General features: G+C 47.7%; 26 protein-coding genes and 1 riboswitch. Of the genes, 14 read left to right on the top strand and 12 right to left on the bottom strand.

Going from position 1 to position 24,151, the window contains the following annotated elements; genetic code table 11:
* Positions 1 to 2: 2 nt before the first annotated feature.
* The 10 genes from ACE3MZ_RS18985 (at position 3) to ACE3MZ_RS18940 (ending at position 10,670) form a co-directional block, all read left to right on the top strand.
* Positions 3 to 920, top strand: a complete 918-nt coding sequence (locus ACE3MZ_RS18985) for a metal ABC transporter permease (RefSeq protein ID WP_411343674.1) — start codon at positions 3 to 5, stop codon at positions 918 to 920.
* Positions 910 to 1,791 carry a metal ABC transporter permease gene (locus ACE3MZ_RS18980; RefSeq protein WP_411343673.1) on the top strand — a complete coding sequence of 294 codons (882 nt, stop codon included), beginning with the start codon at positions 910 to 912 and terminating at the stop codon, positions 1,789 to 1,791. The genes ACE3MZ_RS18985 and ACE3MZ_RS18980 overlap by 11 nt, the downstream gene beginning before the upstream one ends.
* A gap of 812 nt (positions 1,792 to 2,603) precedes the next feature.
* A complete protein-coding gene (locus ACE3MZ_RS18975) occupies positions 2,604 to 3,356 on the top strand; it encodes a Cof-type HAD-IIB family hydrolase (protein ID WP_411343672.1) in 753 nt (250 codons plus the stop codon).
* A 195-nt stretch (positions 3,357 to 3,551) separates the two neighbouring features.
* Positions 3,552 to 4,037: a DUF456 domain-containing protein gene (locus tag ACE3MZ_RS18970; protein ID WP_411346849.1), complete on the top strand. Its 486-nt coding sequence runs from the start codon at positions 3,552 to 3,554 to the stop codon at positions 4,035 to 4,037.
* Positions 4,038 to 4,190: 153 nt separating this feature from the next.
* A complete protein-coding gene (locus ACE3MZ_RS18965) occupies positions 4,191 to 5,816 on the top strand; it encodes an oligosaccharide flippase family protein (RefSeq protein WP_411343671.1) in 1,626 nt (541 codons plus the stop codon).
* Positions 5,817 to 5,936: 120 nt separating this feature from the next.
* Positions 5,937 to 6,293, top strand: a complete 357-nt coding sequence (locus tag ACE3MZ_RS18960; RefSeq protein WP_411343670.1) for a thioredoxin family protein — start codon at positions 5,937 to 5,939, stop codon at positions 6,291 to 6,293.
* Positions 6,294 to 6,474: 181 nt separating this feature from the next.
* Entirely contained in the window at positions 6,475 to 7,485 is a 1,011-nt protein-coding gene (locus ACE3MZ_RS18955; protein ID WP_411343669.1) for a COX15/CtaA family protein, read from the top strand.
* A gap of 287 nt (positions 7,486 to 7,772) precedes the next feature.
* Positions 7,773 to 7,924: riboswitch (SAM riboswitch) on the top strand.
* A 131-nt stretch (positions 7,925 to 8,055) separates the two neighbouring features.
* A complete protein-coding gene (locus tag ACE3MZ_RS18950; RefSeq protein WP_411343668.1) occupies positions 8,056 to 9,075 on the top strand; it encodes a methionine ABC transporter ATP-binding protein in 1,020 nt (339 codons plus the stop codon).
* 74 nt (positions 9,076 to 9,149) lie between these two features.
* The gene (locus ACE3MZ_RS18945) at positions 9,150 to 9,749 is read left to right on the top strand and encodes a methionine ABC transporter permease (protein WP_411346848.1); all 600 of its coding nucleotides are present in this window, start codon (positions 9,150 to 9,152) and stop codon (positions 9,747 to 9,749) included.
* Positions 9,750 to 9,827: 78 nt separating this feature from the next.
* Positions 9,828 to 10,670 carry a MetQ/NlpA family ABC transporter substrate-binding protein gene (locus ACE3MZ_RS18940; RefSeq protein ID WP_411343667.1) on the top strand — a complete coding sequence of 281 codons (843 nt, stop codon included), beginning with the start codon at positions 9,828 to 9,830 and terminating at the stop codon, positions 10,668 to 10,670.
* Between the two features lie 218 nt (positions 10,671 to 10,888).
* Here ACE3MZ_RS18940 and ybaK read toward each other — a convergent pair whose 3' ends face one another.
* Positions 10,889 to 11,368 (bottom strand): Cys-tRNA(Pro) deacylase, encoded by a 480-nt coding sequence (gene ybaK, locus ACE3MZ_RS18935; RefSeq protein WP_411343666.1) that lies wholly within the window; start codon positions 11,366 to 11,368, stop codon positions 10,889 to 10,891.
* A 253-nt stretch (positions 11,369 to 11,621) separates the two neighbouring features.
* Here ybaK and ACE3MZ_RS18930 point away from each other — a divergent pair, with 253 nt between their 5' ends.
* The gene (locus tag ACE3MZ_RS18930) at positions 11,622 to 12,392 is read left to right on the top strand and encodes an SDR family oxidoreductase (RefSeq protein ID WP_411343665.1); all 771 of its coding nucleotides are present in this window, start codon (positions 11,622 to 11,624) and stop codon (positions 12,390 to 12,392) included.
* Between the two features lie 99 nt (positions 12,393 to 12,491).
* Here the strand turns inward: ACE3MZ_RS18930 and ACE3MZ_RS18925 are convergent, their stop codons facing one another.
* The gene (locus tag ACE3MZ_RS18925; RefSeq protein WP_367063181.1) at positions 12,492 to 12,740 is read right to left on the bottom strand and encodes a NifU family protein; all 249 of its coding nucleotides are present in this window, start codon (positions 12,738 to 12,740) and stop codon (positions 12,492 to 12,494) included.
* A gap of 182 nt (positions 12,741 to 12,922) precedes the next feature.
* Between ACE3MZ_RS18925 and ACE3MZ_RS18920 the strand changes: the two genes are divergently transcribed.
* Positions 12,923 to 13,180, top strand: a complete 258-nt coding sequence (locus ACE3MZ_RS18920) for a YuzB family protein (protein WP_411343664.1) — start codon at positions 12,923 to 12,925, stop codon at positions 13,178 to 13,180.
* Between the two features lie 282 nt (positions 13,181 to 13,462).
* On the opposite strand, the gene ACE3MZ_RS18915 is transcribed toward ACE3MZ_RS18920, so the two are convergent.
* On the bottom strand, positions 13,463 to 14,539 hold the full coding sequence (locus ACE3MZ_RS18915) for an NAD(P)/FAD-dependent oxidoreductase (protein ID WP_411343663.1): 1,077 nt from the start codon (positions 14,537 to 14,539) through the stop codon (positions 13,463 to 13,465).
* A gap of 321 nt (positions 14,540 to 14,860) precedes the next feature.
* Positions 14,861 to 15,967 carry an aminofutalosine synthase MqnE gene (mqnE, locus tag ACE3MZ_RS18910; protein WP_411343662.1) on the bottom strand — a complete coding sequence of 369 codons (1,107 nt, stop codon included), beginning with the start codon at positions 15,965 to 15,967 and terminating at the stop codon, positions 14,861 to 14,863.
* Between the two features lie 449 nt (positions 15,968 to 16,416).
* On the opposite strand from mqnE, the gene ACE3MZ_RS18905 reads away from it, so the two are divergent.
* Positions 16,417 to 16,779: a HesB/IscA family protein gene (locus ACE3MZ_RS18905; protein ID WP_411343661.1), complete on the top strand. Its 363-nt coding sequence runs from the start codon at positions 16,417 to 16,419 to the stop codon at positions 16,777 to 16,779.
* A gap of 284 nt (positions 16,780 to 17,063) precedes the next feature.
* Here the strand turns inward: ACE3MZ_RS18905 and ACE3MZ_RS18900 are convergent, their stop codons facing one another.
* Entirely contained in the window at positions 17,064 to 17,273 is a 210-nt protein-coding gene (locus ACE3MZ_RS18900; RefSeq protein WP_411343660.1) for a hypothetical protein, read from the bottom strand.
* Between the two features lie 405 nt (positions 17,274 to 17,678).
* Complete coding sequence (locus ACE3MZ_RS18895) at positions 17,679 to 18,401, bottom strand: metallophosphoesterase family protein (protein WP_411343659.1); 723 nt, start codon at positions 18,399 to 18,401, stop codon at positions 17,679 to 17,681.
* Between the two features lie 229 nt (positions 18,402 to 18,630).
* Here ACE3MZ_RS18895 and ACE3MZ_RS18890 point away from each other — a divergent pair, with 229 nt between their 5' ends.
* Positions 18,631 to 19,455: a hypothetical protein gene (locus ACE3MZ_RS18890; protein WP_411343658.1), complete on the top strand. Its 825-nt coding sequence runs from the start codon at positions 18,631 to 18,633 to the stop codon at positions 19,453 to 19,455.
* Positions 19,456 to 19,574: 119 nt separating this feature from the next.
* On the opposite strand, the gene ACE3MZ_RS18885 is transcribed toward ACE3MZ_RS18890, so the two are convergent.
* The 6 genes from ACE3MZ_RS18885 to ACE3MZ_RS18860 form a co-directional block, all read right to left on the bottom strand.
* The gene (locus ACE3MZ_RS18885; protein ID WP_411343657.1) at positions 19,575 to 20,468 is read right to left on the bottom strand and encodes a hypothetical protein; all 894 of its coding nucleotides are present in this window, start codon (positions 20,466 to 20,468) and stop codon (positions 19,575 to 19,577) included.
* Between the two features lie 460 nt (positions 20,469 to 20,928).
* Positions 20,929 to 21,549, bottom strand: coding sequence for a hypothetical protein (locus ACE3MZ_RS18880; RefSeq protein ID WP_411343656.1), 621 nt, complete (start codon positions 21,547 to 21,549; stop codon positions 20,929 to 20,931).
* Between the two features lie 165 nt (positions 21,550 to 21,714).
* On the bottom strand, positions 21,715 to 22,374 hold the full coding sequence (locus ACE3MZ_RS18875; protein WP_411343655.1) for a hypothetical protein: 660 nt from the start codon (positions 22,372 to 22,374) through the stop codon (positions 21,715 to 21,717).
* A 333-nt stretch (positions 22,375 to 22,707) separates the two neighbouring features.
* Positions 22,708 to 22,935, bottom strand: a complete 228-nt coding sequence (locus tag ACE3MZ_RS18870; protein ID WP_411343654.1) for a hypothetical protein — start codon at positions 22,933 to 22,935, stop codon at positions 22,708 to 22,710.
* 149 nt (positions 22,936 to 23,084) lie between these two features.
* The gene (locus tag ACE3MZ_RS18865) at positions 23,085 to 23,771 is read right to left on the bottom strand and encodes a TraX family protein (RefSeq protein ID WP_411343653.1); all 687 of its coding nucleotides are present in this window, start codon (positions 23,769 to 23,771) and stop codon (positions 23,085 to 23,087) included.
* Between the two features lie 37 nt (positions 23,772 to 23,808).
* Positions 23,809 to 24,000 carry a hypothetical protein gene (locus ACE3MZ_RS18860; protein WP_411343652.1) on the bottom strand — a complete coding sequence of 64 codons (192 nt, stop codon included), beginning with the start codon at positions 23,998 to 24,000 and terminating at the stop codon, positions 23,809 to 23,811.
* Positions 24,001 to 24,151: the final 151 nt, after the last annotated feature.

The raw sequence follows: 24,151 nt of genomic DNA, 5'->3' as shown, positions 1-24,151 counted from the left end.
GAATGGAACTGCTCATATACATGCTTGGCGATCCGAATGTGCGCTGGATTATTGCAGGCTGCATGTTACTCGGATTAAGCAGCGGCGTGATCGGCTGCTACATGGTCTTGCAAAAGCGTAGCCTGATCGGCGATGCGCTCGCCCATGCGGCATTGCCGGGCATCTGTATCGCTTTTATGCTGACCGGGGTGAAATCGGCGCTTGGCTTTTTTATCGGAGCATTGATTGCCGGGGTAATTGCTACTTTCGGTATACGCTGGATTACGACCTATTCACGCATCAAGCAAGATGCGGCACTGGGCATTGTGTTGTCGCTCTTTTTTGGCATCGGTGTGCTATTGTTGACCCGGATTCAACATAGTGGAGATGGTGGGCAAAGCGGGCTGGACAAATTTCTGTTCGGTCAAGCGGCGTCGATGATGCGTGAAGATTTGTATTTGCTGGCAGGAATTAGCGTCGTTCTACTCGTGCTGTGCGGCTTGCTCTTCAAACAGTTCAAGCTGATCAGCTTTGATCGTGATTTTGCCCGTGGCTTGGGCTGGCGGGTGGTCTGGCTGGAGCAATTGATCTTGCTATTAACGGTCGTAGTGGTCGTATCCGGTATTCAGGCGGTTGGCGTTGTGCTGATGTCGGCGCTGCTGATTACGCCAGCGGTTGCGGCACGCTATTGGACAGATCGCTTGCACATCATGCTCATACTAGCGGGCATATTCGGTGCTGTCAGCGGAATGGTAGGTACGTTATGGAGTGGCATGGTATCACAGCTACCGACCGGACCAGTAACCGTATTGGCGGCAACATTGATTTTTGCTATATCGGCATTGGCATCACCGCGCCGCGGCTGGCTGGCACGCATGTGGCAGCATCGACGCAATCGACAACAATGGCAGCGAAACGGAGGGGCGACGCATGAGCAGTGATTTTTGGATTATTACGACAGCGATTCTAATGTCGGCAAGCTGCGGATTGCTCGGGTGCTTTCTCATTTTGCGCAAAATGGCACTGATCGGCGACGCCATCAGCCATGCTGTGTTGCCGGGCATCGCCATTGCTTTTCTATTTAGTGGCGGACGCGATTCGCTCGCAATGATGATCGGTGCCACAGCGCTCGGACTGCTGGCGGTCTTCCTCATTCAATGGCTACAAAGCTCCGGCGTACAGTCAGATGCGTCTATCGGCATTATTTTCACCGCGCTGTTCGCGATCGGCGTCATCGTTGTAAGTCTGAACGCACGCAATATTGATCTGGATCTCGATTGCGTCCTATTCGGCGAGATCGCCTATGTGCAATGGGATACGTGGGCATTCAACGGCATAGACATGGGACCGCGTTCTGTGTGGATGCTAGGCTTCACCTTGCTCGTCGTCGTAACACTACTAACACTATGTTATAAACAATTCAAACTAACTGCCTTTGACCCGGCACTCGCCGCAGCCTGCGGCATTCCGGTACTGTTGTTCCACTACCTGCTCATGGGTATGGTGTCTATGACATCAGTAGCATCCTTCGAAAGCGTAGGCGCAATCCTCGTCGTCGGCATGCTCGTCATCCCGGCAGCTACCGCCTACCTGCTGACCGACCGTCTGCACATGATGCTGCTGTCCAGCGTAGCCGTCGGCGTCGCCAGTTCCATTCTAGGCTACGCCGCCGCTTACATCTTAAACGCCTCCATCGGCGGCAGCATCGTCACCACAGCAGGTATCCTGTTCATCATCACGTTCCTACTTTCCCCCCGCCACGGCATCCTTCTACGCAAATGGCGCCAAACCCGCGCCATCCCAGCCAAGTAATCGGGAACAGCGTAAAATGCAAGCAAACAAGTGGCATAGAGCACCATGTATATACGTTCATTCGCTATTCCAACTACATGTCCAATTCATACCAATACACAACCAGAACATCAGCTAACATAAAAGGTACAGTGCCATACGCACTGTACCTTTTTACTGATTGTTGAAATTGATTGTGAACTAGCAAATTGCCAATTGTCCATCACCCCAACCATGCTCTCATTCCACATTAGCGAATAAGCATAGGAACAAATGAGTCAAAAGAAAAATCTTACGAAAACTTCATTTACATTTTACAAAAAATTTTGAGAGCACCAATCAGAGTATGCTACACTTATCTTGATATGAAGTTACTGAGATTGCGAATATAGACCACCTTACAAAACTGTACATGTACTATCAGTCCCCAAATGCTCAACCATTCCATTACTGTTATATATTGCATCCAGTTTTGAATACCTTTATGCCTACATCGCTATAATTGTGAGAAGTAAGAAGTAAGAAGTAAGAAGTAAGAAGTAAGAAGTAAGAAGTAAGAAGTGAGAAGTGAGAGTAACAATATGCACGGAACGGAGGGAAGGAATAAGGGACAAGGACGATTTATAGTGTTTGCGAATTTCAAACACGTGGTTCAATGAAAAGTGATTTTTGCGGAAGCAAAATATCTTACCTCTTTGGAGGGGCGGGAATCTTCATTCTCTCCTAATCAGAAGATTACGTTCCCTTATTCTTTTCCGCAGTGGATAAAGCATCAAACCGCAAGCATCACCTACACTTCCCAACAGACTAAATTTCAACTGGAGGCTCCACCAATGACAACCCCTAAATACAAACTACTAGCCCTCGACATGGACGGCACCCTGCTCAATGATAACCACGAGATCAGTCTCGAAACAAGCAAATGGATTCACAAAGCGATGGACGCTGGCATCCATGTCTGCCTGTCCACCGGTCGTGCTGCTTCCAGCGCATTGCCATACGGACAAGAGCTTGGCCTGGAAACACCGATGGTCACTGTGAACGGCAGCGAAGTATGGAAGTCCCCACGCGAGCTGCATCGTCGTACGTTGCTCGACCCGGACAATATCCGTAAAATGCACCAGCTTGCTATCGACAAAGACGTTTGGTTCTGGGCATATTCTGTTGAACGTCTATACAATCGAGATAACTGGCTGAACGAAGATCAGCCGCTGGAACAGGTGGAATGGCTCAAGTTTGGCTATAACACACCAAATGACGAACTGCGTCATGATATTCTGATGACGCTGCAAAATATGGGCGGACTGGAAATTTCCAATTCGTCGCCTTACAATCTGGAGATCAATCCACTCGGCATTAACAAAGCAACCGGTATCGCTGAAGTGTGCAAGCTGCTGAATATCGACATGTCCGAGGTAGTTGCCGTCGGTGACAGTCTGAACGATCTAGCGGTGATCCAAGCGGTCGGTCTTGGCGTAGCGATGGGCAATGCACAGGATACGGTCAAAGAAGAAGCCGATCTGGTCGTCGCCAGCAACAATGACGACGGCATTGTAGAAGTAATCCGCGACCATATTCTCGTGTAAGGCAACAGGCTGCTTAGGCAGAACCATCTACACATGTAGCTAGCCGACTCCACATGTTTTTGAAACGAATGTGTCATTTGCACAGTATACAGGTATACAAACGTATGGAGTCATGTAGAAGACTTCCTAGCAATACACATCGATTTCGATTGTCCGCTTACCGGACATCACAATGAGGAGAGACTAGATATGACGATGGAGATTATCGGCTGGGTGCTTGTAATAGCCCTGTTTATTGTCGGGATGCTGGGTACGATTTATCCGATCCTACCTTCGGTTGTAGCGATTTATTTTGCCTTTTTCGTGTACGGCTGGTTTTTTACCTTTTATGAATTTGGACCATTGTTCTGGATCATTGAAACAGTGATCGTAGTTGTACTGCTCGTTGCTGATTATTTGGTCGGTGCCTATGGAACGAAGAAATTCGGCGGTTCACGATTAGCGGTCATACTATCGATTGTCGGTATGGTGATTGGTCCGTTTGTCATTCCGGCATTCGGTCTGATTCTCGGTCCATTGATCGGTGCGGTATCGGCGGAACTCATTCAGGGACGCGATTGGCAAAATGCACTGCGCGTCGGCTGGGGAACCGTGCTTGGACTATTCGCCAGCGCCGTTGTAAAGATTATTTTGCAACTGGCGATGATCGGTGTCTGGATCATCTGGATTGTGGCTAACTGACGATTTCGTTTGTTTTGTCGCATTGCGAAGCGGGGCGATGCGTGTCTATAATAGTAATGCTGACGTAAAACGACGACCGGGAGGCGAATCAGCCTTCCGGTTTTTATATTGTCTGCTAGTTTGCAATATGGCACTGAGAGAAGGGGAATTATTTTGTCCAAAGGCGAATCATTTATTAAAGGCACGATCATTCTGGCAGCCGCTGCACTCGTTGCGCGCGTGCTCGGTCTGGTACAGCGCGTGCCGCTGGAGCATATGCTCGGGTTTACCGGGGATGCTTCGTTTACACTAGCGAATAATGTGTATTTAATGCTATTGGCGGTTGCCACAGCCGGTATTCCAAGTACGCTCAGCAAAATGGTATCCGAACGCTATGCACTCGGACGTCCACATGAAGCACAGCGCATTTATTATGCGGCGCTGTTATTCGCGGGAGCAGCCGGTGTGGTGATGACGCTGCTGATGTACATAGGGGCACCGTATTACGCACAAATGGCAAAAGAACCGTCTGCGGCACTGGCATTGCAGGCAATCGCGCCATCTCTGCTGCTATTCCCGGCAATTGCGATGATGCGCGGGTATTTTCAAGGACGCAATATGATGTCTGCCGGAGGTATCTCGCAAATTATTGAGCAGTTTGCGCGTGTGTTGACTGCCATTTTGCTCGCATATACGTTGCTACGGATTGGTTACGGCGATATTGAAGTTGCAGCCGGAGCATCGTTTGGTAGTGTGCTGGGGAGTATCGGGGCATTTGCCGTTATGCTGTACTATACTTTGAAATTGCGTCGTCAGGATGCAGCGAATCGAATCCATGCAACATCGCTGCAATCGGAAACAGTAATTCCACTGCGTCAAATTTATAGTGATATTTTCAAATTGTCGATTCCGATTGTTATCTCGTCGCTGACGATTCCAGCGGTAAACTTTATTGATGGTACGCTGATTAAGCCGCTGTTAGTCGGTCATATCGGCGATGCGGCAGCAACTGCTGCACTCGGTATTCTCGGTACGCGTGCACAAAGCATTGCCGGTATTCCGCCGATTCTAGCAATTGCACTCAGTACATCGCTCATTCCGATCATCTCGGCAGCTTATGCGCGCCGGGAAGAGGATAATCTTAAACGTCAGATTTCACTAGCGCTGCGTATATCGGTATTGACCGGTATTCCGATCGTATTGATGCTGACGACGGCAGCGTACTCGATTAACGGCTTGCTGTTTACGAATACCGAAGGAGCAGGTATTATCGCGCTGCTCACACTAGGCACGATTTTCCAGATTACGATGATGACGACCAACTCCATGCTGATCGGGATCAATAAAGTCAATCTGTCTATGTTCCATGTGCTTGCTGGTATCGTATTAAAATTGATCATGAGCGTGGCGCTGGCGCCGCTACTAGGCATCTACGGTATCATCGCAGCGACCGGATTGTGCTTTATCCTGATCACTGTACTTAATTTGCGTTCGCTGCGTCAGGTAGTGCCATTCTCTGTGCTTGGTAATCGCTGGATTGGCTTTATTCTGACGGTGATGATTTTGACAGTAGTCGGTCTGCTACTCAATCAGGCGGGCATTGCGCTGACAGCATATATGAACCACAGGGTTGCATTTTTCATTGGTTGTTGTATGGTAGGAATAGCAACGCTGATTATTTATCCTGTTTCACTTGTTGTGCTGCGTGTGGTACGAGCCGAGGAATTATCCACGTATCCGGGACCATTACGCAAATTGCTCAGTCCGCTCATGAGATTGCAGCGCGGCAGAGCATCTTGATTTGATTTTTGGTAAACATTGCTGCATTGGACAGGATCGCTGATCGTCCGCAGCACGTATCTACAATCTCTTAGGTGGTAGATACAAAGTCATACTATGTTTCAAAAGGAGGAATATGTGATGCAAATCATTAATACAAGCGAAAGCTTCCATACAGCTATTGCTTCACCAGAACTGACGGTTGCCGTGTTCAAAGCCGACTGGTGTGGAGACTGCAAATTTATCGATCCATTTATGCCAGAGGTAGAGTCTAACTATGCGGATCGTCTGACACTGGTAGAAGTCGATGTAGACGGTGTGGGCGACGTGAGTCAGGAGCAAAATATTCTCGGCATCCCAAGCTTTGTTGCGTATGCAAACGGCAAAGAATTGATCCGTTTTGTGAACAAAGCACGCAAATCCCGTCAAGAAATTGAGCAGTTTCTGGATCGTGCGGTTGAGGTGTACCATACACTGAATGCACAAACTGCTGAATAACAATTGCAAGTCAACAGCCTGTTCCGATCTGATGCGGGGCAGGCTGTTTTTGTTGGATATGTAGGCAAGATTGATCGTTTTTTGTCACAAAGCCTGCGGTATCACAGGCTGTCCTTTCGTTATAATAAAAGAGGACTTCACATGAACGTCACTATTAACTAAACAGCGGGTGATTCTTATTATGGCACGCAAGCCACTGATCACGATTCAACAGTTAAAATGGTTGAGCTATATAACCTGTCTCGCCATGTTCTTGGCTACCATGGGCGGTCTAGTCGTTACGAAGACCGGCTCCGGGATGGGATGCGGCGCTCAATGGCCGCTTTGTCATGGCAAATTTATTCCCGCCTATACGATCTCTTCATTTATTGAGTACACGCATCGGGCAGTAAGCGGATTTGCCGGTTTGACCGCATTGTTCTCGTTTATCGGATTTATGTTTTTTAACAAAAATCGGGAATTGCGACTGTATGCGTTGCTGACCTTTATTTTCGTCGTATTGCAGGCGATTATGGGCGCACTGGCAGTTGTATTTTCACAATCTTCGGCTGTTATGGCATTGCACTTTGGGTTCTCGATGATCGCCTTCTCTAGCTCCATGCTGATGGCGTTCACTGCACGGCGGCTCCATATACGTCAGCGGACGCATGATCTGTCCAATCAGCCACCTGTCAGCAAAGGCTTCCGTAACCTGACTTGGTTTGCAACAATCTTCACGTATATCGTCGTGTATACTGGAGCGTTCGTTACACATACCGATTCACGCGGTGGCTGTTCGGGCTTCCCGCTCTGTAATGGAGCGATTGTGCCGGAATTGTCTGGCGGTGTAGCTGTTGCCTTCCTGCATCGTGTGGCAGCGGTCGCGTTGGTGATCGTCATTGCGATTCTCGGTCATTACGCTTACCGGTATCATCCGAACAATCCGGGTATCCGCAAAATGGGTCTGATCGCCGTTCTGTTCATTTTGCTGCAATTTGTGAGCGGTGCAGTGAACATCTTTACGATGAGTGTGCCGGAAATTTATTTCTTCGCTACGATGACACATACATTGCTCATTCAGTTCTTATTTGGGATTCTATGTTACATGAGTTTGCGTACGTGGCAATTAAGCCGTGGACCACGCGGCGAAATCGCACCGGACGCATGGAACAAAGAAACACCAGGCGACAAAGGCGTACCTGCGCCACGATAATGATTACAGTATAATTGCCACGAGCCACGAGCCACGTACAGCTGACAGCACGGATATTTCGTGTTTGTCAGCTGTTTTTGTAGGCAATGGCAACGATCACGTTCCAGCAGTATATGCCGTTTTACGTATTTTAATTTCCAATCCAACTGGATGTGAACGGGAAATGGCGGAACTTTCTACCAATATGAATATTTGCTGAAATAGGTGAAAAAAGCCCATTTTGCACTTTACAAAGACTGTGAAGTTCACTATACTGAGTAAAGATTTTCATTCGATGTTTTCATATTTTCTTATCGAGAGTGGTGGAGGGACTGGCCCGATGAAGCCCGGCAACCGATTTTGTGAATGGCATGAGCCTTTGCAAAATGACATGGTGCTAAATCCTACAAGATGACAGCTGTACAGCATATGCACAGTCTGTGATTTTGGCAGATGAGAAGGCAATATCTTACGGATAGAGAGCCCTTTTCTGCAGGAAATGGGCTCTTTTTGTGTATAAAAAAGAACCGGTTGAAAATAGATACGAACGAAATCGCAACATGATTGACAACAGGGAGGAGGACCTTACGTTTGATCCGTCTTGAGAACTTAACCAAAGTATATGGAAAAGGCAAGAACCTGAGTCCAGCACTGGACAACCTGAACATGTCGATTGAAAAAGGTGAAATTTTCGGTGTGATCGGTCATTCCGGTGCAGGCAAAAGTACGCTCATCCGATGTATCAATTTGTTGGAGCGTCCGACTTCCGGGCATGTCTGGATCGATGATGTAGATATGACCAGGCTTGGTAAACGGGCATTGCAAACCCGTCGCCGCAAAATCGGCATGATCTTTCAGCATTTCAATCTGCTGTCCTCAGCAACGGTGTATGATAATATCGCTTTCCCGTTGCGTCTGGTCAAAACGCCGGAAGCCAAAATTCGCTCCCGCGTGCAGGAATTGCTAAATCTGGTCGGTCTGGAAGCACACGCGCGCAAGTATCCCGCGCAGCTGTCTGGTGGACAAAAGCAGCGTGTCGGCATCGCTCGTGCACTAGCAAGCGATCCAGATGTGCTGCTGTGCGATGAAGCGACATCAGCGCTTGATCCGCAGACGACCCAATCGATCCTCAATCTGCTGCTGGACATTAACCAGCGCTTCAATCTGACGATTGTGTTGATCACGCATGAAATGAACGTAATCCAGACGATCTGTGATCGCGTCGCAGTCATTCATCAGGGTGGCATTGTCGAGCAAGGTCCGGTAGCAGAAGTATTTCTGAAGCCGAAACATGTAGTTACACGCGACTTTATTACTCGTGAATCTAGTGAAGGCTCCTTGCTGGATGCCGTGTTAGCAGGTCCGCATAGTGCATCTTCGAAGGCTGTCAAAGTATCCTTCCTTGGCGAGAAGACGTACGAGTCGATTTTATCGCGCGCGGTACGTGAGACTGGTGTAGACTTTGCTATTTTGCAGGGGACGATCGGAACGCTCAAAAGTGTACCGTACGGACAACTGGTCGTACGTTTTGATGGCGAACCGGCTGCGGTTCAGCGGACGCTGGATATGCTGAAAGCCGAAGGTCTGAATGTGGAGGTGATAGAATCGTGAGCAACTTTGGCGAACTGGACTTTTCACAGATTGACTGGGGCGAATTCGGTACGGCGACGATTGAGACGCTGGAGATGGTTGGAGCATCTGGACTGTTTACCTTGCTAATCGGTTTACCGCTGGGCGTGTTGCTGTTTATGACTGCTCGTTCTACATCTGGCTTTTTACGCGGCTTGTATACGGTATTGTCAGTTATCGTGAACATTTTGCGTTCAGTACCATTTATTATCCTGATCGTGGCATTGTTGCCGGTCACGGATCTGATTGTCGGTACTACACTTGGTGTCAAAGGAACGATCCCGCCGCTCGTCATTGCGGCTGCGCCGTTTTTTGCAAGGCTGGTAGAGACTGCACTGCGTGAAGTAGATCGTGGTGTAATCGAAGCCGCTTATGCAATGGGGGCATCAACCGGACAGGTTGTAGGCAAAGTATTGCTGCGCGAAGCGATGCCGGGACTGCTTGCTGGTCTGACGGTAACGGTCGTTGCACTCGTATCGAATACAGCAATGGCAGGTATGATCGGTGCAGGCGGACTGGGTACGCTGGCAATCAACTACGGATACTACCGTTATGATATGGGCGTCATGCTCGTTGCGGTTGTGCTGATGGTTGTGATCGTACAAGCGCTACAAATGCTGGGCGATCGCCTGGTGATTCATTTTTCACGCCGATAATCGAGTTATCAGGTAGGTATAATGCGTTTATGACACTTTTATCATACCAATACACATTAGAAAAAGGGGAACATGAACATGAAAAAATGGTTGCTTGCACTTCTTAGCGTTATGCTGATCGCGGTTGTTGCCGCTTGCGGTAACAGTTCTTCCAGCACTAGTAATGAATCCGCACAATCTGGTACTTCCGGTAGCTCTAGCGAGCCAGTCACACTGCGCGTTGGCGCAACAGCTGTACCACATGCTGAAATTCTGAACCATCTGAAACCAACATTGGAAGCGGAAGGCGTAAACCTGGACGTTGTTGAATTTACTGATTACATCCAACCGAACGTACAGCTGAACGACGGTAAACTGGATGCAAACTATTTCCAAACCAAGCCCTACCTGGATGAGCAAAACAAATCCCGCGGTATGGATCTGGTAACTGTACAGGGCGTACACATCGAGCCTTTCGGTGGATATTCCAAAAAGTACACTTCTATCGACCAACTGCCTGACGGTGCAACGATCGCAATCCCGAACGAAGTATCCAACGGTGCGCGCGCACTGATCCTGCTGGCTAACAATGGTCTGATCGAACTGAAAGACAAAACAAACATCACTTCGACTACCAAAGACATCACATCCAACCCGAAAAACCTGCAATTCAAAGAGCTGGATGCAGCGATGCTGACGCGTCAACTGGATCAAGTCGATCTGGCGATGATTAACATGAACTATGTACTGGAAGCGAAGATCGATCCTAAATCCGCGCTGATCGTAGAAGACAGTAGCGCTCCATATGCCAACTACCTGGTATCTCGTGCGGACAACAAAGATTCCGAAGCGATCCAAAAGCTGGCAAAAGCACTGACTTCCGACGATACGAAGAAATTCATTGAAGAACAGTACAAAGGTGCAGTTATCCCTGCATTTTAAGTTCTAATGTATATCTGATCGAATCAGATCCTAAGTATCACCTGAAAAGTGAATCATGGATACAGGAGGCACGTTATCGTAGTAGAGATAACGTGCCTTTTTGTTGTTGAGGACGAATCGCAAGATATACCAATATCGTTTTTGGTAACCTGTTTTGATAATCAAAAAAGCATTCTATCTGCTGCAGACAGAATGCTTTTTTCCCTATATTCATATAATCACATACAAACTTCGGCAAAATGGGCTTTGACCACATCTGCCAATTGCTGTGGAGCAAGTTCCACTTGCATACCGATCTTGCCAGCGCTCACGATGATCATTTCCAGTGTCTGTGCACGATGATCGATAAAGGTAGGATATAGCTTTTTCATACCAACTGGCGAGCAGCCACCGCGAATGTAGCCGGTGTGAGCAAGCAGTTCTTTTACAGGCAGCATATCCAGCTTTTTCTCGCCTGCGGCGCGAGCTGCCTTTTTTAGATCGAGTTCTTCGGCAACGGGAATGACGAAGATATGGAGACTATGCTTGCTGCGAGTAACGAGCGTTTTATGTACGACTTCGGCGGGTTTGCCGATTCTTTCGGCTACGGCATTGCCGTGTATTTGACCATCTTCGGGATCATATTCGTGTACATGGTAGAGGATATGTTCTTTGTCCAGAATGCGCATCGCATTCGTCTTGACTTTGGCTGAACTCATCGTCGTACTCCTTTCATCGTGTGTCTGTGTAGGGCTATCCGCAGCTTTGGATGTCTCTTGTTCTAATGTACTGCAAATATTGTGCGGTTTCAAACCGATAGCGGCACGGGTAAGGATTTGATAGCTAACCTGCTTGAGGATGCTGCATGATCAGAATATGGGCATAGATTTGGTGCTTATTTTGACATGATGGCAAATAAATCGGTACACTGAAAAGGAAACGCAAGCAGGATGGATCGAAGGAGGCACACGATTGGAACGTAAAACCGCCCTAATTACCGGAAGTGCCAAAGGTCTTGGTAAAATGACGGCGCTCACATTAGCGAGCCAGGGTCATGATATTGCATTGAATTACGTACACAGCCGGCATGAGGCGGAGCAGCTTCAGCGGCAGATTGAACATATGGGTGTGCGCTGTATTGCAGTGCAGGCGAATGTATCGCAGGAAGAAGATATCGACCGGCTGATCGACGAGGTAGAGCGACAACTGGGCAATGTGGATATTCTGGTGAACAATGCAGGGCCGTTTATCCGTGAACGACGTTTATTTGCCGACTATCAGCGCTCTGAGATTATGGAGCTGCTACAGGGCAATCTGATCGGCACCATGCTGCTGGATCATAGAGTGCTGGCTAGTATGCGGGAGCGCAAATGGGGACGTATTATCCACTTTGGCTTCGGTCACGCTGCCGAGTCGCGTTCTTGGCCGCACCGTGCAGTATATGCAGCAGCCAAAGTCGGGCTGGTCTCGTTTACAAAAACGTTGGCAGTTGAGGAAGCATCTAACGGGATTACCGTGAATATGATCTGCCCAGGCGATATACGTGGCGATAACAAAGAAAAGCGCATTCAGGATGTACTCGGCATGAGCGACGGAGAAACTCCGCGTGGACGCCCCGGCAGCGGCGAGGATATTGCTCGCGTGATTTCGTACCTGTGCGAAGAGAATTCTGATTTTATCACTGGTAATATTATGGACATCTCCGGCGGTCTAGACCCCATTCGTCCGTATGTTGGTAAATAATAATCATATCAAATGGCATATAAAAAAGAGACCTTTCGCAATGGAAAGGTCTCTTTTGGCTGGTAATCGCCTATACATTAAGCATGAACAGGAGACAGATTAGAATACCTGTACAACCTCTTCTACACCTTCAACTTCTTCGAAAAGGGCGCGCTCAATACCGGCTTTCAGCGTGATGGTGGAGCTTGGGCAACTACCGCATGCACCCATCAGTTTCAGTTTGACGATACCGTCTTCAACGTCTACCAATTCCACGTCACCGCCATCGCGCTGCAGGAACGGACGCAATTTATCCAGCACTTCAAGCACTTCATCATACATTTGTGTTTGTACGCTATTATCACTCATATTGTTCAACTCCTTTCGTAACTACATTATAATATAAAAGTAAACCAATTTCAGCATTTGTAACATTGATTTTTATACTCATTTCAAATTTATTTTAAAAATCGCCTTATTATCCGGCACAGAACGAGCACATCGTGCTAGAATAAAAAAGATGTACCGCAATACAGATTGGAGTGTTACGTATGATGAGACCGATTATTGAATTTTGTCAGAGCAATATGCATAATGGCACGGACGCAATCTTGAAAGAACTGGAGAATCACTCGGATTATGATGTTGTGGAATATGGTTGTCTGGGCAACTGCGGACAATGTTATGCGATGCCGTACGCGCTCGTAAATGGAGAAATTGTATCAGCCGACGATGCTGATTCCCTATATACCCTAATCAAAGAAAAGATTGCCGAAGCTGACGCATGGGCGAATTTGGACCTCGATTGATTGAGGTTACCGATTTCTGCCAAGCATGATACTATTGAGGACGATGGATTTAACATAAAAAACCTTCTGCACTCCAAGAGGAAGCAATCGCTTCACTCAACGGATGCAGAAGGTTTTTTTGATATGAGAACATGCTGTATCGGATATCCATACGTTGTCACAGCTTCCAGCGAAGATGTAGCAAGTCAGAATATACTCTGTAACTAGTTAGAAGAGTCTCTGTAATTAGTTAGGATACACTTCACAGCGTATTTTCATCCAATTGCTATTTCAGCGTAGGATCTAGCCGAAATGATGCTTGGACATCCAAAGTACGCCACTTTTTAGCAGACGCGGTACACGACCGGTTACAGAGCTTTTGCCACCAAAGCCAAAGCCGGAACCGAAGCCAGCATGTTTGCCGAGTGCGCCGAGTGTGCCTTTTAGCTTGAGCGGTTGTACTTTTGGCGTTTCGCCTTTCCAGCCAGCTACGACGACATTGGCAATTTGCTCTGCCTGAGACTCCGCTGCTTGCGCGCTAGCTGCGAATGGCAAGGATGCACAATCGCCGCATACGAATACTTCTGGGCGACCTGGGATGCGGTACAGATCATCTAGAATGACGCGACCGGAGTTGTCCTGATTGACATTCAATTCGTCGATCAGCGGCACCGGACGGATACCGGCAGTCCAGACGGTAATATCGGCGGCAATGCGCTCGTCGGGTCCATTGTAGACACAATCTTCTTCGACACGGCTAATATTGATCTTGTTGCGCAGCTCTACATTATGCTCGCGGAACCATGCTTCTACATATTTGGACATACGTGCCGGGGAAGAGGAGAGCAGACGCTCACCGCGATCCAGAATGCGTACATGCAGGTCTTCACGACTTTCGCGAATTTCTGCAGCGATCTCGATTCCGCTCAGACCACCGCCGACAATATTCACCGTCGATTGTGGAGGCAGATTGTTGATCCGACGGTACGTTTCTCTCGTCGCTTCAAACGTTTGAATGGTACATGTATATTCATCTGCACCGGGTACACCGTGGAAATTGTCGGTACAACCGAGTGCGATCACGAGTTGATCGTAAGCAATGACTTCGCTATCTTGAAATTGGATACTTTTATCATCCAAATTAATGCCCGTCACTTCGCCATAACGAATGTTGAGCTTAGGATGGGTTGGATATTTGACACGTAGCTCCATATCGGAGGATGTGCCTGCCGCCAGTGCATAATATTCGGTCTTCAGTCCCTGAAATGGCATGCGGTCTACGAGAATGATCTGAGTATCCGCCGGTATTTTCTGATCCAGCAGTTCGTGCAGCAGCGTGATGCCGCCGTAACCCCCACCCAGAATGACAAAGTTTTTCATAGTATCTTCTCCCTTATATGCAGTGTGATGGATAGGGAATGCAGTAGATTCCCGGATAGCAATGATATAGATGGAAATGATTATGATGTGTACAGGCATCATCCGGCATGATTGGGGACAGAAGAGACCGGGTGAAGCCGATTGTAGCCTGGCATCAGCGGTATGTACGACGGCAGGCGTATAAACGGGCTTTACTCGATGAGCGCACATGTATGCATGCAGTTCTCAAAAGTAAAGCCCGGTATGTGTTGAAATGGAAAGCTTGAGAATCATAGCGGATGAAGCGCACGGTTATGCCGCGCGCCATCCTGTCTAATCTGCTCAGTCGTACACTTTGATTTCGTTATAGAACGTATCGCGCTCGACGGGAATGCGTCCAGCACCTTTTACAAGCCATACCAGCTCTTTACGGGTCAACCCTTCCGGTGTTAGAGCGCCGGCTGCGTGACTGATGCGCTCTTTCAGAATAGTGCCGTGTACGTCGGATGCGCCGAACGCCAATGCCATCTGAGTGAGCTGTGTCCCGATGTTGATAAAATAAGCTTTGATATGGTCGATATTGTCCAGCATCAGACGACTGATCGCAATCGTTTTGAGATCTTCATACGCCGAGTTACGACGCATAATGCTTGCATTTTTGCTTTTTGGCTGCATGGACAACGGAATGAATACTTGGAATCCGTTTGTTTCGTCCTGAAGCTCGCGGATATGAATCATATGTTGCACGCGATCTTCATAGCTCTCGATGGAACCATACAGCATCGTAGTGTGCGTACGCATACCGAGTTCATGAGCGGTGCGGTGCACTTCCAGATAACGATCCACATTCGCTTTGTCGACACGCATTTTTTTGCGATATTCGTCGGACAGAATCTCCGCGCCACCGCCGGTCAATGATTGCAGACCTGCTTCGCGCAGCTTGATCAGTACTTCGCGTACATTCAATCCGCTGATCCGAGTGAAGAAGTCGATCTCCGCTGCGGTGTAGGCTTTGAGTGTAACGTCTGGGAACGCTTCGTTTAATGCTTTGAGAGAGTCTACATAATATTGGAACGGTACGTTGTTGTTGTGACCGCCGACAATATGGAACTCACGGATGCCAGGGTGAATATGCTGTTGCACATAGTCGACCATTTCCTGACCGCTCAGTGTGTACGAGCCTTCTTCGCCTTCATCCTTACGGAAGTTACAGAATGCGCAATGTGCTTCACACACATTGGTAAAGTACAGGCTCATATTTTCGATAAAGTAGACTTTATTGCCATTTTTGCGCTGGTTGGCTTCGTTCGCCAGCTGCCCGATGGTCAAAATATCGTCACTTTCATATAAATAGACGCCATCTTCGAGCGTCAAACGCTCACCGGTGCGTACTTTGTGAATGATCTCCGCCATGCGAGTATCCGTATGCGGTGTAATAATGGTGGACATGCTAGATTCCTCCTGTTCTCCTTGACGCTTCTGTCTCTGGTGTCATCATACGGTAAGACTCCCCTTGTCCTGTCTTACACCAATTTGGCACTATTGAATAATAGAAGAAGTCTATCGGTCATCATTTATCTGTGATTCATACCAGTATTCGACAGCGAGAAACCACAGGTAAAATGTTGTCCATTATCCAATATACAATAATATACATAAGAAGTCATCAGAAAAAGACTATATTTGTGAAAAAAGGTACAACGAAAAATAGGGCTAAAACGGGAATTGTTTATGACGAAAATTCGACATTTCATGTCAGCGTTCACTTATCATTATAAACCTCTACCGGGACACGGGCAACACAATTGCTTAAAAAATGAGGTATTTTCATATAGGAATATGCCTTGAGACCCTGTGCGTGGAGGAGTATAATGAAAAGGGAAAAGGAGGGAATACAGATGATTACAATTAGTGATGCAGCAGCAACACGCATGAAGGGAATCATGGCTGACCAGGACATTCCCGGCCTGTTTGTTCGCGTAGGCGTGAATGCTGGCGGATGCAGCGGATTTTCGTATGCGATGGGCTTTGATAGTGAGGAATCCGAACAGGATATATATATGACGATTCAGGACATGAAAGTGGTTGTCGATAAAGAAGACCTGAAGTTTCTGAACGGTGTAGAGATCGATTTTGAAGAATCCGGTCTGTCCGGCGGCTTCACGATCCACAATCCGAACGCGATCGCAACGTGTGGCTGCGGTTCATCGTTCCGCACACGCGAGGAAGATGAAGTACTGGCTCAGCCTTGCGAGGACTAAGTGTATAACATGCAATGAGCGCGACTGAGCTACAATATGGATAGCGTTTGCGGCACATAAGAAGCACAAGCACATCAAAGCACCTGCCTACAGAAGGTTATTCTGCTACGCAGGTGCTTTTTGGCATTGGTATTTCGTGTATAACTCAACTGATTATAGTAATACGTTGGCTGTTATTAATTAGTACTTGAACGTTGTTGTTCGTGCTCTGATGCGAACTCTGATTATGTACAAACAGAATATCCGCCAACCGTCAGCACCCCATCGTGCTGTTGGCGACAGATTCATTTGTTGACGAAGATCGTCTGGTTGCGCTGGTAAAATGTCAGGTCTCCGAGTTCATTTCTCAGTGCTATATAATCACTGCCGATTCGCTCGATAATGCCATGCTCCACGCTAAAGCCGGGCTGCCAGGCGTAGATGCGTTCCTGAAACAGGGCGGCGGCGAAGAAATGGACATTGGTGGTCAATTTGCGCTCGGTGCTTTCGTTCATGGCGCCTCCTTGTCGGTTCACCGGGAACAAACAGAAGAACAGAAACAGATCTTTGTTTGCCGGTCATTGGTCATCGTTGTTATATAACAGTCTTATTCTCTATTGTAAAAGCTTCAGCCCCTAATGACAAATATTCCGGCAATTCGTCACGAAAAGGATACATATGTACAAATTCAGTCTTTGCATTCGCTCCATCATACAGATAGATATACCGTTTGAATAGATGCTCGATCTGCGCGTATATAACAATCTGGTTTAAACGATCAGCGCTGTAGGTCTATATCAATAATATAAGTGCTACTACCAAGTGCAAGCACCATAACAATACCGAAGCACGAAGCATCATAGCACTACCACCAGCCTGTTTCGTTGAACCGCGCAGATCAAAGCATTATAGGCACTACACTATGCCTGTACTTTGCGGACAGAATAAGCTGTTCCAGTAGTCAGATCAAGCGCATTGAGTTGACCGCCGTATACCGCGCCACCGTCGATGCCAATAATCCGATTCACACCGTAATAAATCTCAAAATTGCTATTGTCATGATACAGATAAAAGGTCGGCGTATGACCGAATACAACGAATTTGTCGCCATCATATCCATTATGAAACGCTTCGCGAATCCAGATCAACTCGCGTCGGGAACATTCCTCCGGCGTTTTGCCCGGTTCAATACCTGCATGCACGCAAATATAATTCGGTGTCTCATAATACAGCCGCAATGTGCGGATAAACGCCAGATGCCGATCCAGTACCTCATTATGCAGATCCGGCAAATGAAAATCTTCACCAGAGAGCGTAATCAGCTGCTCACGTGTAAAGCCATAGCTTTGCAGTGTTGCCAGTCCGCCGTTTACCTTCAACCAGCGGTTCCAGTCAGATTCGCGTCCGCTAGTCAGCGCAGTCAGCATCAGATCCTCGTGATTGCCTAGCAGAGCAACCGCACCCTGATCTACGAGTTCCATTACACGTTCCAATGTTTCGCGGGCATCGCTGCCCCGATCTACATAGTCACCCAGCAAAATAAGCTGATCTTGTACAGGATCATATTCGGTTAGTTCAAGCAGTTGGTTCAGCAGGTCAACCTCGCCGTGAATATCGCTGATGGCAATCATTCGCTGTGTCATAGGGGATTCCTCCTCTGCATACAATACGGGGATATAGATATGTCAAAGTAATATTCTGTTTCAGCGGTGCTAAGTTGCGGTACGATGGTTCCATTTATCATATCACAGATTACCTTAAATTTTTTTTAGAAAGTGTTCATGCGTAGTTCACAAGCCTTTTTTACAATGCATTCATAGCCGAATACAACTTGGATTACAGCACCGGCTACAACACAAGGAGGCAAGTGATATGAAAAAATGGACAATCGTTTTGGGCACGACAATGGCAATCGCGATGCTGGCAGGATGCAGCACCGGTACGAATACAGCTGCAACCAGCGCGGCAACTACAGCAACAACAAGCACATCGACAACCGACAGCTCGTCGGCAACGGATTCCGCTGCTGGATCGACAGATAATACGCAGAATCAGCAGACCGCTGACCTATTCGGCAAAATCAAATCGGTAGACGGCAATACGATCACACTGTACAAGTCCAATATGGACCCGTCCGCGATGGGCGGTGGAGGTGGTGGCGGTACACCACCACAAGGACAACCGGGCGATGGCGGCGCTTCGCCAGCTGATGGCGGTCAGACTCCACCAGCAGTACCGGATGGTGAGACACCAACCGCTCCACCAAATGAAGGCACGCAAGCACCAACCGGACAATCTAGCGACGCATCATCTACATCGACTTCGCAAAGTAACGGCGGTGGCGCACAGGGCGGCGGACAAACTATGTTCTCCGACGAAACGGTAACGATTACCATTTCCGATAGCACCGAGATTTCTGCAATGACAATGGACAACAATCAAACGAGTACAACGACCAAATCTGTATCTGACCTCAAAGAAGGCGACATCATTAGCGTATGGCTGAACGCCAGCGACTCCTCAACAGCTGACAAAATCCAGTTGTCTGATGGAATGGGTGGCGGCATGCAGGGCGGCGGAATGGGCGGTCCTGGTGGCTCCGGCGGAGCACCGCAAGGGAATGGAGGCGGTACACCAGCTGATAGCAATTCCGGTTCTACAACCGACAGCAGCGCATCTACCACTTCCGCAGGTTGATAGCACAATAGAAATGACAAAACCCCCGTATCTCGATCTATTCAGAGATACGGGGGTTTTGCTATTCAGCATAATAGCTGCTTTGTCCTCTACAGATGGTGCGTTCGAATCAGCAATAATCAGGATTCCGAAGAGGTTGATTCATTTGTTGCTACCGGTGGTGCTGGTGGACCGTCCGGTGGAGTTGGAGCATCTTTGCCCGGAGTTGGTGGCTTAGGAAGACCTTTGCCATCTGCCGGTGCTTCAGGCGCTTCGCGTACTTCGATACGTGCTGCCTGTTTGCTGTCGCTTTCCAGAATAACGGAGATATGATCACCGACATTCAGATCGGACAGAGACAGTTTCGTTTCGGTGATGCCCGATTTCGGGTCGCCGCTTACTTTTACAATATACGTAGAGTCGGTGACAGTCACCGTTGTGCTGCCGCCATACGTGTCGTTACCTACAGAAGGCAAAGGTTTAACAGGTTTGTTCTCACCGTACGTATCACGTTGAACGGATGCTGGACGGTCAGACGTTTTGCCTGTTTTCGCCGATTTGTCGGTTTTCGTTGTTTTGGTTGCTTTTGTCGATGTATTAGTCGTTGTCGATTTGTCCGCCTTCACCGGTGGAGTTGGTGGAGTTGGTCGTTCTACAGTGATCGTGCTGCCGCTGATCGCTGTAATGTTACCGTCCACATGTTTTCCATGAGCATCTGCATTTGGCAGTGCAGGTGGTGTTGGTGCTTCGCCATTGCTATTTGACGGAGGAGCGGGACGCTCGGCAGTTGTTGCTGTCGTGCTATTGGAAGAGGTGCTTTGCGCCTGGTTCCGATCCTGCTGTTGTTGGGAGCCTGGTCCAAATGCTGCCGGACCCTGTTGTACCTGGGCTGCACGTCCATTATTGCCATTGCCGCCTTGTCCACCGGGACCGCCACCTGGAGCTGCTGATACGAATGTTGCTGTAGAGACTGTACCAGCCAGCAATACTGCTGAGAACGCTGAACCGGAGAGTACTTTCCACATTGTCTTCATATGTTTATTCCTCCTTAACATTGCTGAACATGAGTTTGAAAAGCATGTTCTCACGGAGTGTACCCACGCTATATGAATTCTATATGAACAGAAACTTAAAATTTCCTTTCCTTTCGCTTGCAAAAAAACTATATATCAATCACAAAGCCTATTGTTATGCGGTTTACATAAGCTTGGAAAACAGCATAAAATTTTAAAAAAAAATGATAAAATAGAACATAATCTGTGGATTAGGACGGATAACAGGGATTCAGCGCAGGTATAATTATAACTATGTACATATTAAAAAGGATCGTGACCAGGAATAACCCGGTACGATCCTTTTGTATAATATATGCGAAATGTACGAATATTGCTTATGCGCAATCGTGATTTCATGTGTGTAGCAGCGTTGTCAGGCAGTGAGTACAACGCCGATCTTGCGATATGCTTGCAACAGGCTTCGATACGACGATTATGCTTATTTGCTAGTTGTCGTTTTCGTTGTTGTTTTTGCTGTCGTTTTGGCAGCGGTTTGAGCAGGCATGATCTCGATTTTGCTAACTTTGGTTGTGCTACCGGATGCCAGCGTGATGAAGACAACGTCACCGGCTTTCAGGGAAGACAGGGATTTTTTCGTTTCTGTTGCTTTGGTGCTGTTCGCTGTACGAGTCACACTCACGACGCTGGTTGCACTAGTTGTTGTCAGTGTAGTCGCTGTCGTGCTGAAGCTCATGCTAGGTGGTTGACCGCCTGCATCTGCTTTGGCTGCGCCGTCTGCTGGAGCTGTAGGAGCCGTACCACTTGGAGGCGCTTCGCCAGCTTTTGGAGCTGTGGAACCTTCGGTACCGCTTGGAATATCCGGCTGTGTGGATGATTTGTAGACAACCAGTTTACCGCTGCTTACCGATTTCACTTTGGCAACAATCGCATTCGTATTAGCCGTTGGTGCTTTGGCTGTGCTGGACTTGGCAGTTGTCGTTTTCGTTGTCGTCGATTTGGTTGTTGTTGCTGCGCTAGCTGTCGAAACCGATGCGGCAGCCGTGCCTGCCAGAAGTGCTGCGGATAAAGCGATACCGGATAGTACTTTGAGTGCTTTCATTATTGAGTTCCTCCCGAAATGTTAAGGTTAATGTAAGCCAGGTGACTGTCTTACTGTACAAAGTATAGGCTGACTATATGAACTCCCAATGAATAAAGTCTGAATTTGTATAAAAAAGTTCTTAACAATTGTTAAGAACTTTTTTAATGATCTTCGTTCAACAGGTTACTTCATCAATTCGACTTCGATCACTTTTTGGCTACCGGAAGCGAGATGGATAGCGAGCAGGTCGCCAACTTTCAGATTGGACAGGTTTTGCTTCGTTTCTTTGACTACATCGCCATCTTCGTCATGCAGGACGGTTGTGATTGGGGTAGATTCAGTCAATGTGTAGGTGACGGTTGCGCCGTTGTAGGAAGGGCTGTCCCAATCTTCGCCTTTGGAACGGTAGATCGTAATTTTGTTACCAGTGATCGCTTTGATTTTACCAATAATCAGCTCCTGCTCGCTGACAGTGCTCACTTTGTTAATTGATGTAGCTTTGACAACTGGTTTGGCAGGTACAGGGGTTGGTTGCGTTGTTTGATTCAGCTGATCGTCTGGCAGGGGAGCAGGTACAGTGGCATCATCATTGGCAGGAGCGGGTGCATCGGTATCCGGTGCTTGAGCTTGAGCCGCTTGTTGTGCCGCCAATTGCTCTTCGGTCAGTGCGGCTGGTTTTGCCTGAGCGGTTGCTTTTTGCGCTGTAACAGCAGTTGTTTTATGGGTGACGGTAGATGTCGGGGTAGCAGCGCTGGCAGTACTGAACGAAGCGAAGGTGCCTCCCAGAATAGCAGCGGATAGTGCAACGCCGGACAACATTTTCAAAGTATTGGTTTTCATCATAAATTCCTCCTCTGTATGAGAGCCGACTCTGCTGAATAGAATACGAATCGGTGCGGCTCTGAGATGAAGTATAGGTAGATGAAATGAACTGTACGTGAACAGTATCTAAAAAAAAATTCAGCTTTTGTTCATATAGCAAGCTGGCAAAAAACGTGAAAAAAGCACTCTTCTATTCCGCTGTAGCGCCTGATCCCATATGCTCATAGAGATGACAGAATCATCGAAAACCGCAAAAAAACCACCGTTTTGCTGCTGGTCGCAGAAAACAGTGGTTGATGTGAGTCAGTAGGCACTATGCCTTTGTATACAATTGTGTTCGTTGTTGCCACGAAATCAGTCGGTTTGAAACATCGTTACATCGCGACTATACAGGCTTTTCGTTCCGGATTGCAAATTGCGTACACGCACATACTTGTTTGTGTAAGCTTCAACATATCCACGCCCGATTTCACAATAGACACTAGCAGCATCTTCCTGCCATACGGTAATCAGACTGCCGGACAGCCCTGCCGTAAAAAAATGAATGTCTTCAGTCAGGTTATGTTTTTTGTTCGATTTCATGGAGGAGCCCCTTCCTATATTTAAAACCGCCTGATGCCAGCGGAATTGTTCCGGTAAAGATTATACTCCATGACTGTTGATCTGGCGATAGCTTTTTATATAAAAACAGAAAAAATCGAAAATTCTTCATCTATCCGATAAAAAAGCACCTACAGATACCCATAGGCGCTTCCTTGAACAATGATGGCGATAATCGCCAGATGGGCGGGATAGAAGGCACGCCATAGCCAGCGCGGGGGTTGCAGCCAGCCTAGCCACGAAGGACGTTCGGTTGGCGACTTGGACATCTGCTGTACTTGTACCTGCTCACTAACCGTAATGAGAAGGGTAGCCAGTACACTGTAGATCTGGATAGAGCTGTTCAGATGACCGAGCAAGAACAAGATATCCATCATCAGATGCAGCAGCACTCGCCAGTAGCCTTGCGCGTAGCGGAAGATCAGAATCAGCAGAATACCATATGCTCCATAATCCGTATGCAGCGCTTCGGCAATCCAGGCAACGGCAAGCGCTAGCAAGATCGACAGTGGGAAGTACGGTTTAGGAATCCGGTCGATCGCAAGAATGAGCAGCAGACCGAATAAGAGCGTAAACACAACATTCAGATTCTGAATGTTAAAAGCGAACATGAATGGAAATTGTGCCAGTACCGCAATGGTTAACAGCCGACCAGCATAGTTGCCCTTGTTACGGGTATAGCTGTAGCCGACCACAATAAAGTAGCAGTAAATCGGAAAAGCAAGTCGTCCGATTACCCTCAAATAACGCTCATCTGGAAAAAAGGCATATCCAAGATGATCAATCAGCATCGTAATCATTGCTAGCCATTGCAACATGTCGCACCTCCCGAACGTTCATTCCAGCCGCTACGAATCAGGCAAAATTCATAATAACGCCACGTACGGCAAGCGAAATCACGAGCAGACCGAATACGACGAAGCCAATCCCAGCCGCCTTGCTGCTCTGTTTGAAAAATTTACGTCCGAGAATGACCATCATGCCGCCAATCACGACCAGCACCAGCGAGATAATCACGCGGAGAATCAAATATACACCAACGCTCAAGCAGTAAACCTCCTTTATTATACAAGCATAGGTCTGCACAGCAGACTTCATGAGAGGCAGCCATACATCATGCTGTAGTGCAACCAGCAACATGACTGCCGTGTGTATTGCGCTTGATTTGAAATAACCCAATTTAAAACAGTTTGCTTCA

Origin of the sequence: Paenibacillus sp. WLX1005, from assembly GCF_046603685.1 — a bacterium.
In the GTDB taxonomy this organism is placed as follows: Bacteria; Bacillota; Bacilli; order Paenibacillales; family Paenibacillaceae; genus Saccharibacillus.
This window is presented reverse-complemented; position numbering and strand designations above follow the sequence as displayed.

Bases quoted from the DNA above. Each gene is read 5' to 3' on its own strand.
- ACE3MZ_RS18985 (WP_411343674.1), top strand. From the start codon at position 3: ATGGAACTGCTCATATACATGCTTGGCGATCCGAATGTGCGCTGGATT.
- ACE3MZ_RS18980 (WP_411343673.1), top strand. From the start codon at position 910: ATGAGCAGTGATTTTTGGATTATTACGACAGCGATTCTAATGTCGGCA.
- ACE3MZ_RS18975 (WP_411343672.1), top strand. From the start codon at position 2,604: ATGACAACCCCTAAATACAAACTACTAGCCCTCGACATGGACGGCACC.
- ACE3MZ_RS18970 (WP_411346849.1), top strand. From the start codon at position 3,552: ATGGAGATTATCGGCTGGGTGCTTGTAATAGCCCTGTTTATTGTCGGG.
- ACE3MZ_RS18960 (WP_411343670.1), top strand. From the start codon at position 5,937: ATGCAAATCATTAATACAAGCGAAAGCTTCCATACAGCTATTGCTTCA.
- ACE3MZ_RS18955 (WP_411343669.1), top strand. From the start codon at position 6,475: ATGGCACGCAAGCCACTGATCACGATTCAACAGTTAAAATGGTTGAGC.
- ACE3MZ_RS18945 (WP_411346848.1), top strand. From the start codon at position 9,150: ATGGTTGGAGCATCTGGACTGTTTACCTTGCTAATCGGTTTACCGCTG.
- ACE3MZ_RS18940 (WP_411343667.1), top strand. From the start codon at position 9,828: ATGAAAAAATGGTTGCTTGCACTTCTTAGCGTTATGCTGATCGCGGTT.
- ybaK (WP_411343666.1), bottom strand. From the start codon at position 11,368: ATGAGTTCAGCCAAAGTCAAGACGAATGCGATGCGCATTCTGGACAAA.
- ACE3MZ_RS18925 (WP_367063181.1), bottom strand. From the start codon at position 12,740: ATGAGTGATAATAGCGTACAAACACAAATGTATGATGAAGTGCTTGAA.
- ACE3MZ_RS18920 (WP_411343664.1), top strand. From the start codon at position 12,923: ATGATGAGACCGATTATTGAATTTTGTCAGAGCAATATGCATAATGGC.
- ACE3MZ_RS18915 (WP_411343663.1), bottom strand. From the start codon at position 14,539: ATGAAAAACTTTGTCATTCTGGGTGGGGGTTACGGCGGCATCACGCTG.
- mqnE (WP_411343662.1), bottom strand. From the start codon at position 15,967: ATGTCCACCATTATTACACCGCATACGGATACTCGCATGGCGGAGATC.
- ACE3MZ_RS18905 (WP_411343661.1), top strand. From the start codon at position 16,417: ATGATTACAATTAGTGATGCAGCAGCAACACGCATGAAGGGAATCATG.
- ACE3MZ_RS18900 (WP_411343660.1), bottom strand. From the start codon at position 17,273: ATGAACGAAAGCACCGAGCGCAAATTGACCACCAATGTCCATTTCTTC.
- ACE3MZ_RS18895 (WP_411343659.1), bottom strand. From the start codon at position 18,401: ATGACACAGCGAATGATTGCCATCAGCGATATTCACGGCGAGGTTGAC.
- ACE3MZ_RS18890 (WP_411343658.1), top strand. From the start codon at position 18,631: ATGAAAAAATGGACAATCGTTTTGGGCACGACAATGGCAATCGCGATG.
- ACE3MZ_RS18885 (WP_411343657.1), bottom strand. From the start codon at position 20,468: ATGAAGACAATGTGGAAAGTACTCTCCGGTTCAGCGTTCTCAGCAGTA.
- ACE3MZ_RS18880 (WP_411343656.1), bottom strand. From the start codon at position 21,549: ATGAAAGCACTCAAAGTACTATCCGGTATCGCTTTATCCGCAGCACTT.
- ACE3MZ_RS18875 (WP_411343655.1), bottom strand. From the start codon at position 22,374: ATGATGAAAACCAATACTTTGAAAATGTTGTCCGGCGTTGCACTATCC.
- ACE3MZ_RS18870 (WP_411343654.1), bottom strand. From the start codon at position 22,935: ATGAAATCGAACAAAAAACATAACCTGACTGAAGACATTCATTTTTTT.
- ACE3MZ_RS18865 (WP_411343653.1), bottom strand. From the start codon at position 23,771: ATGTTGCAATGGCTAGCAATGATTACGATGCTGATTGATCATCTTGGA.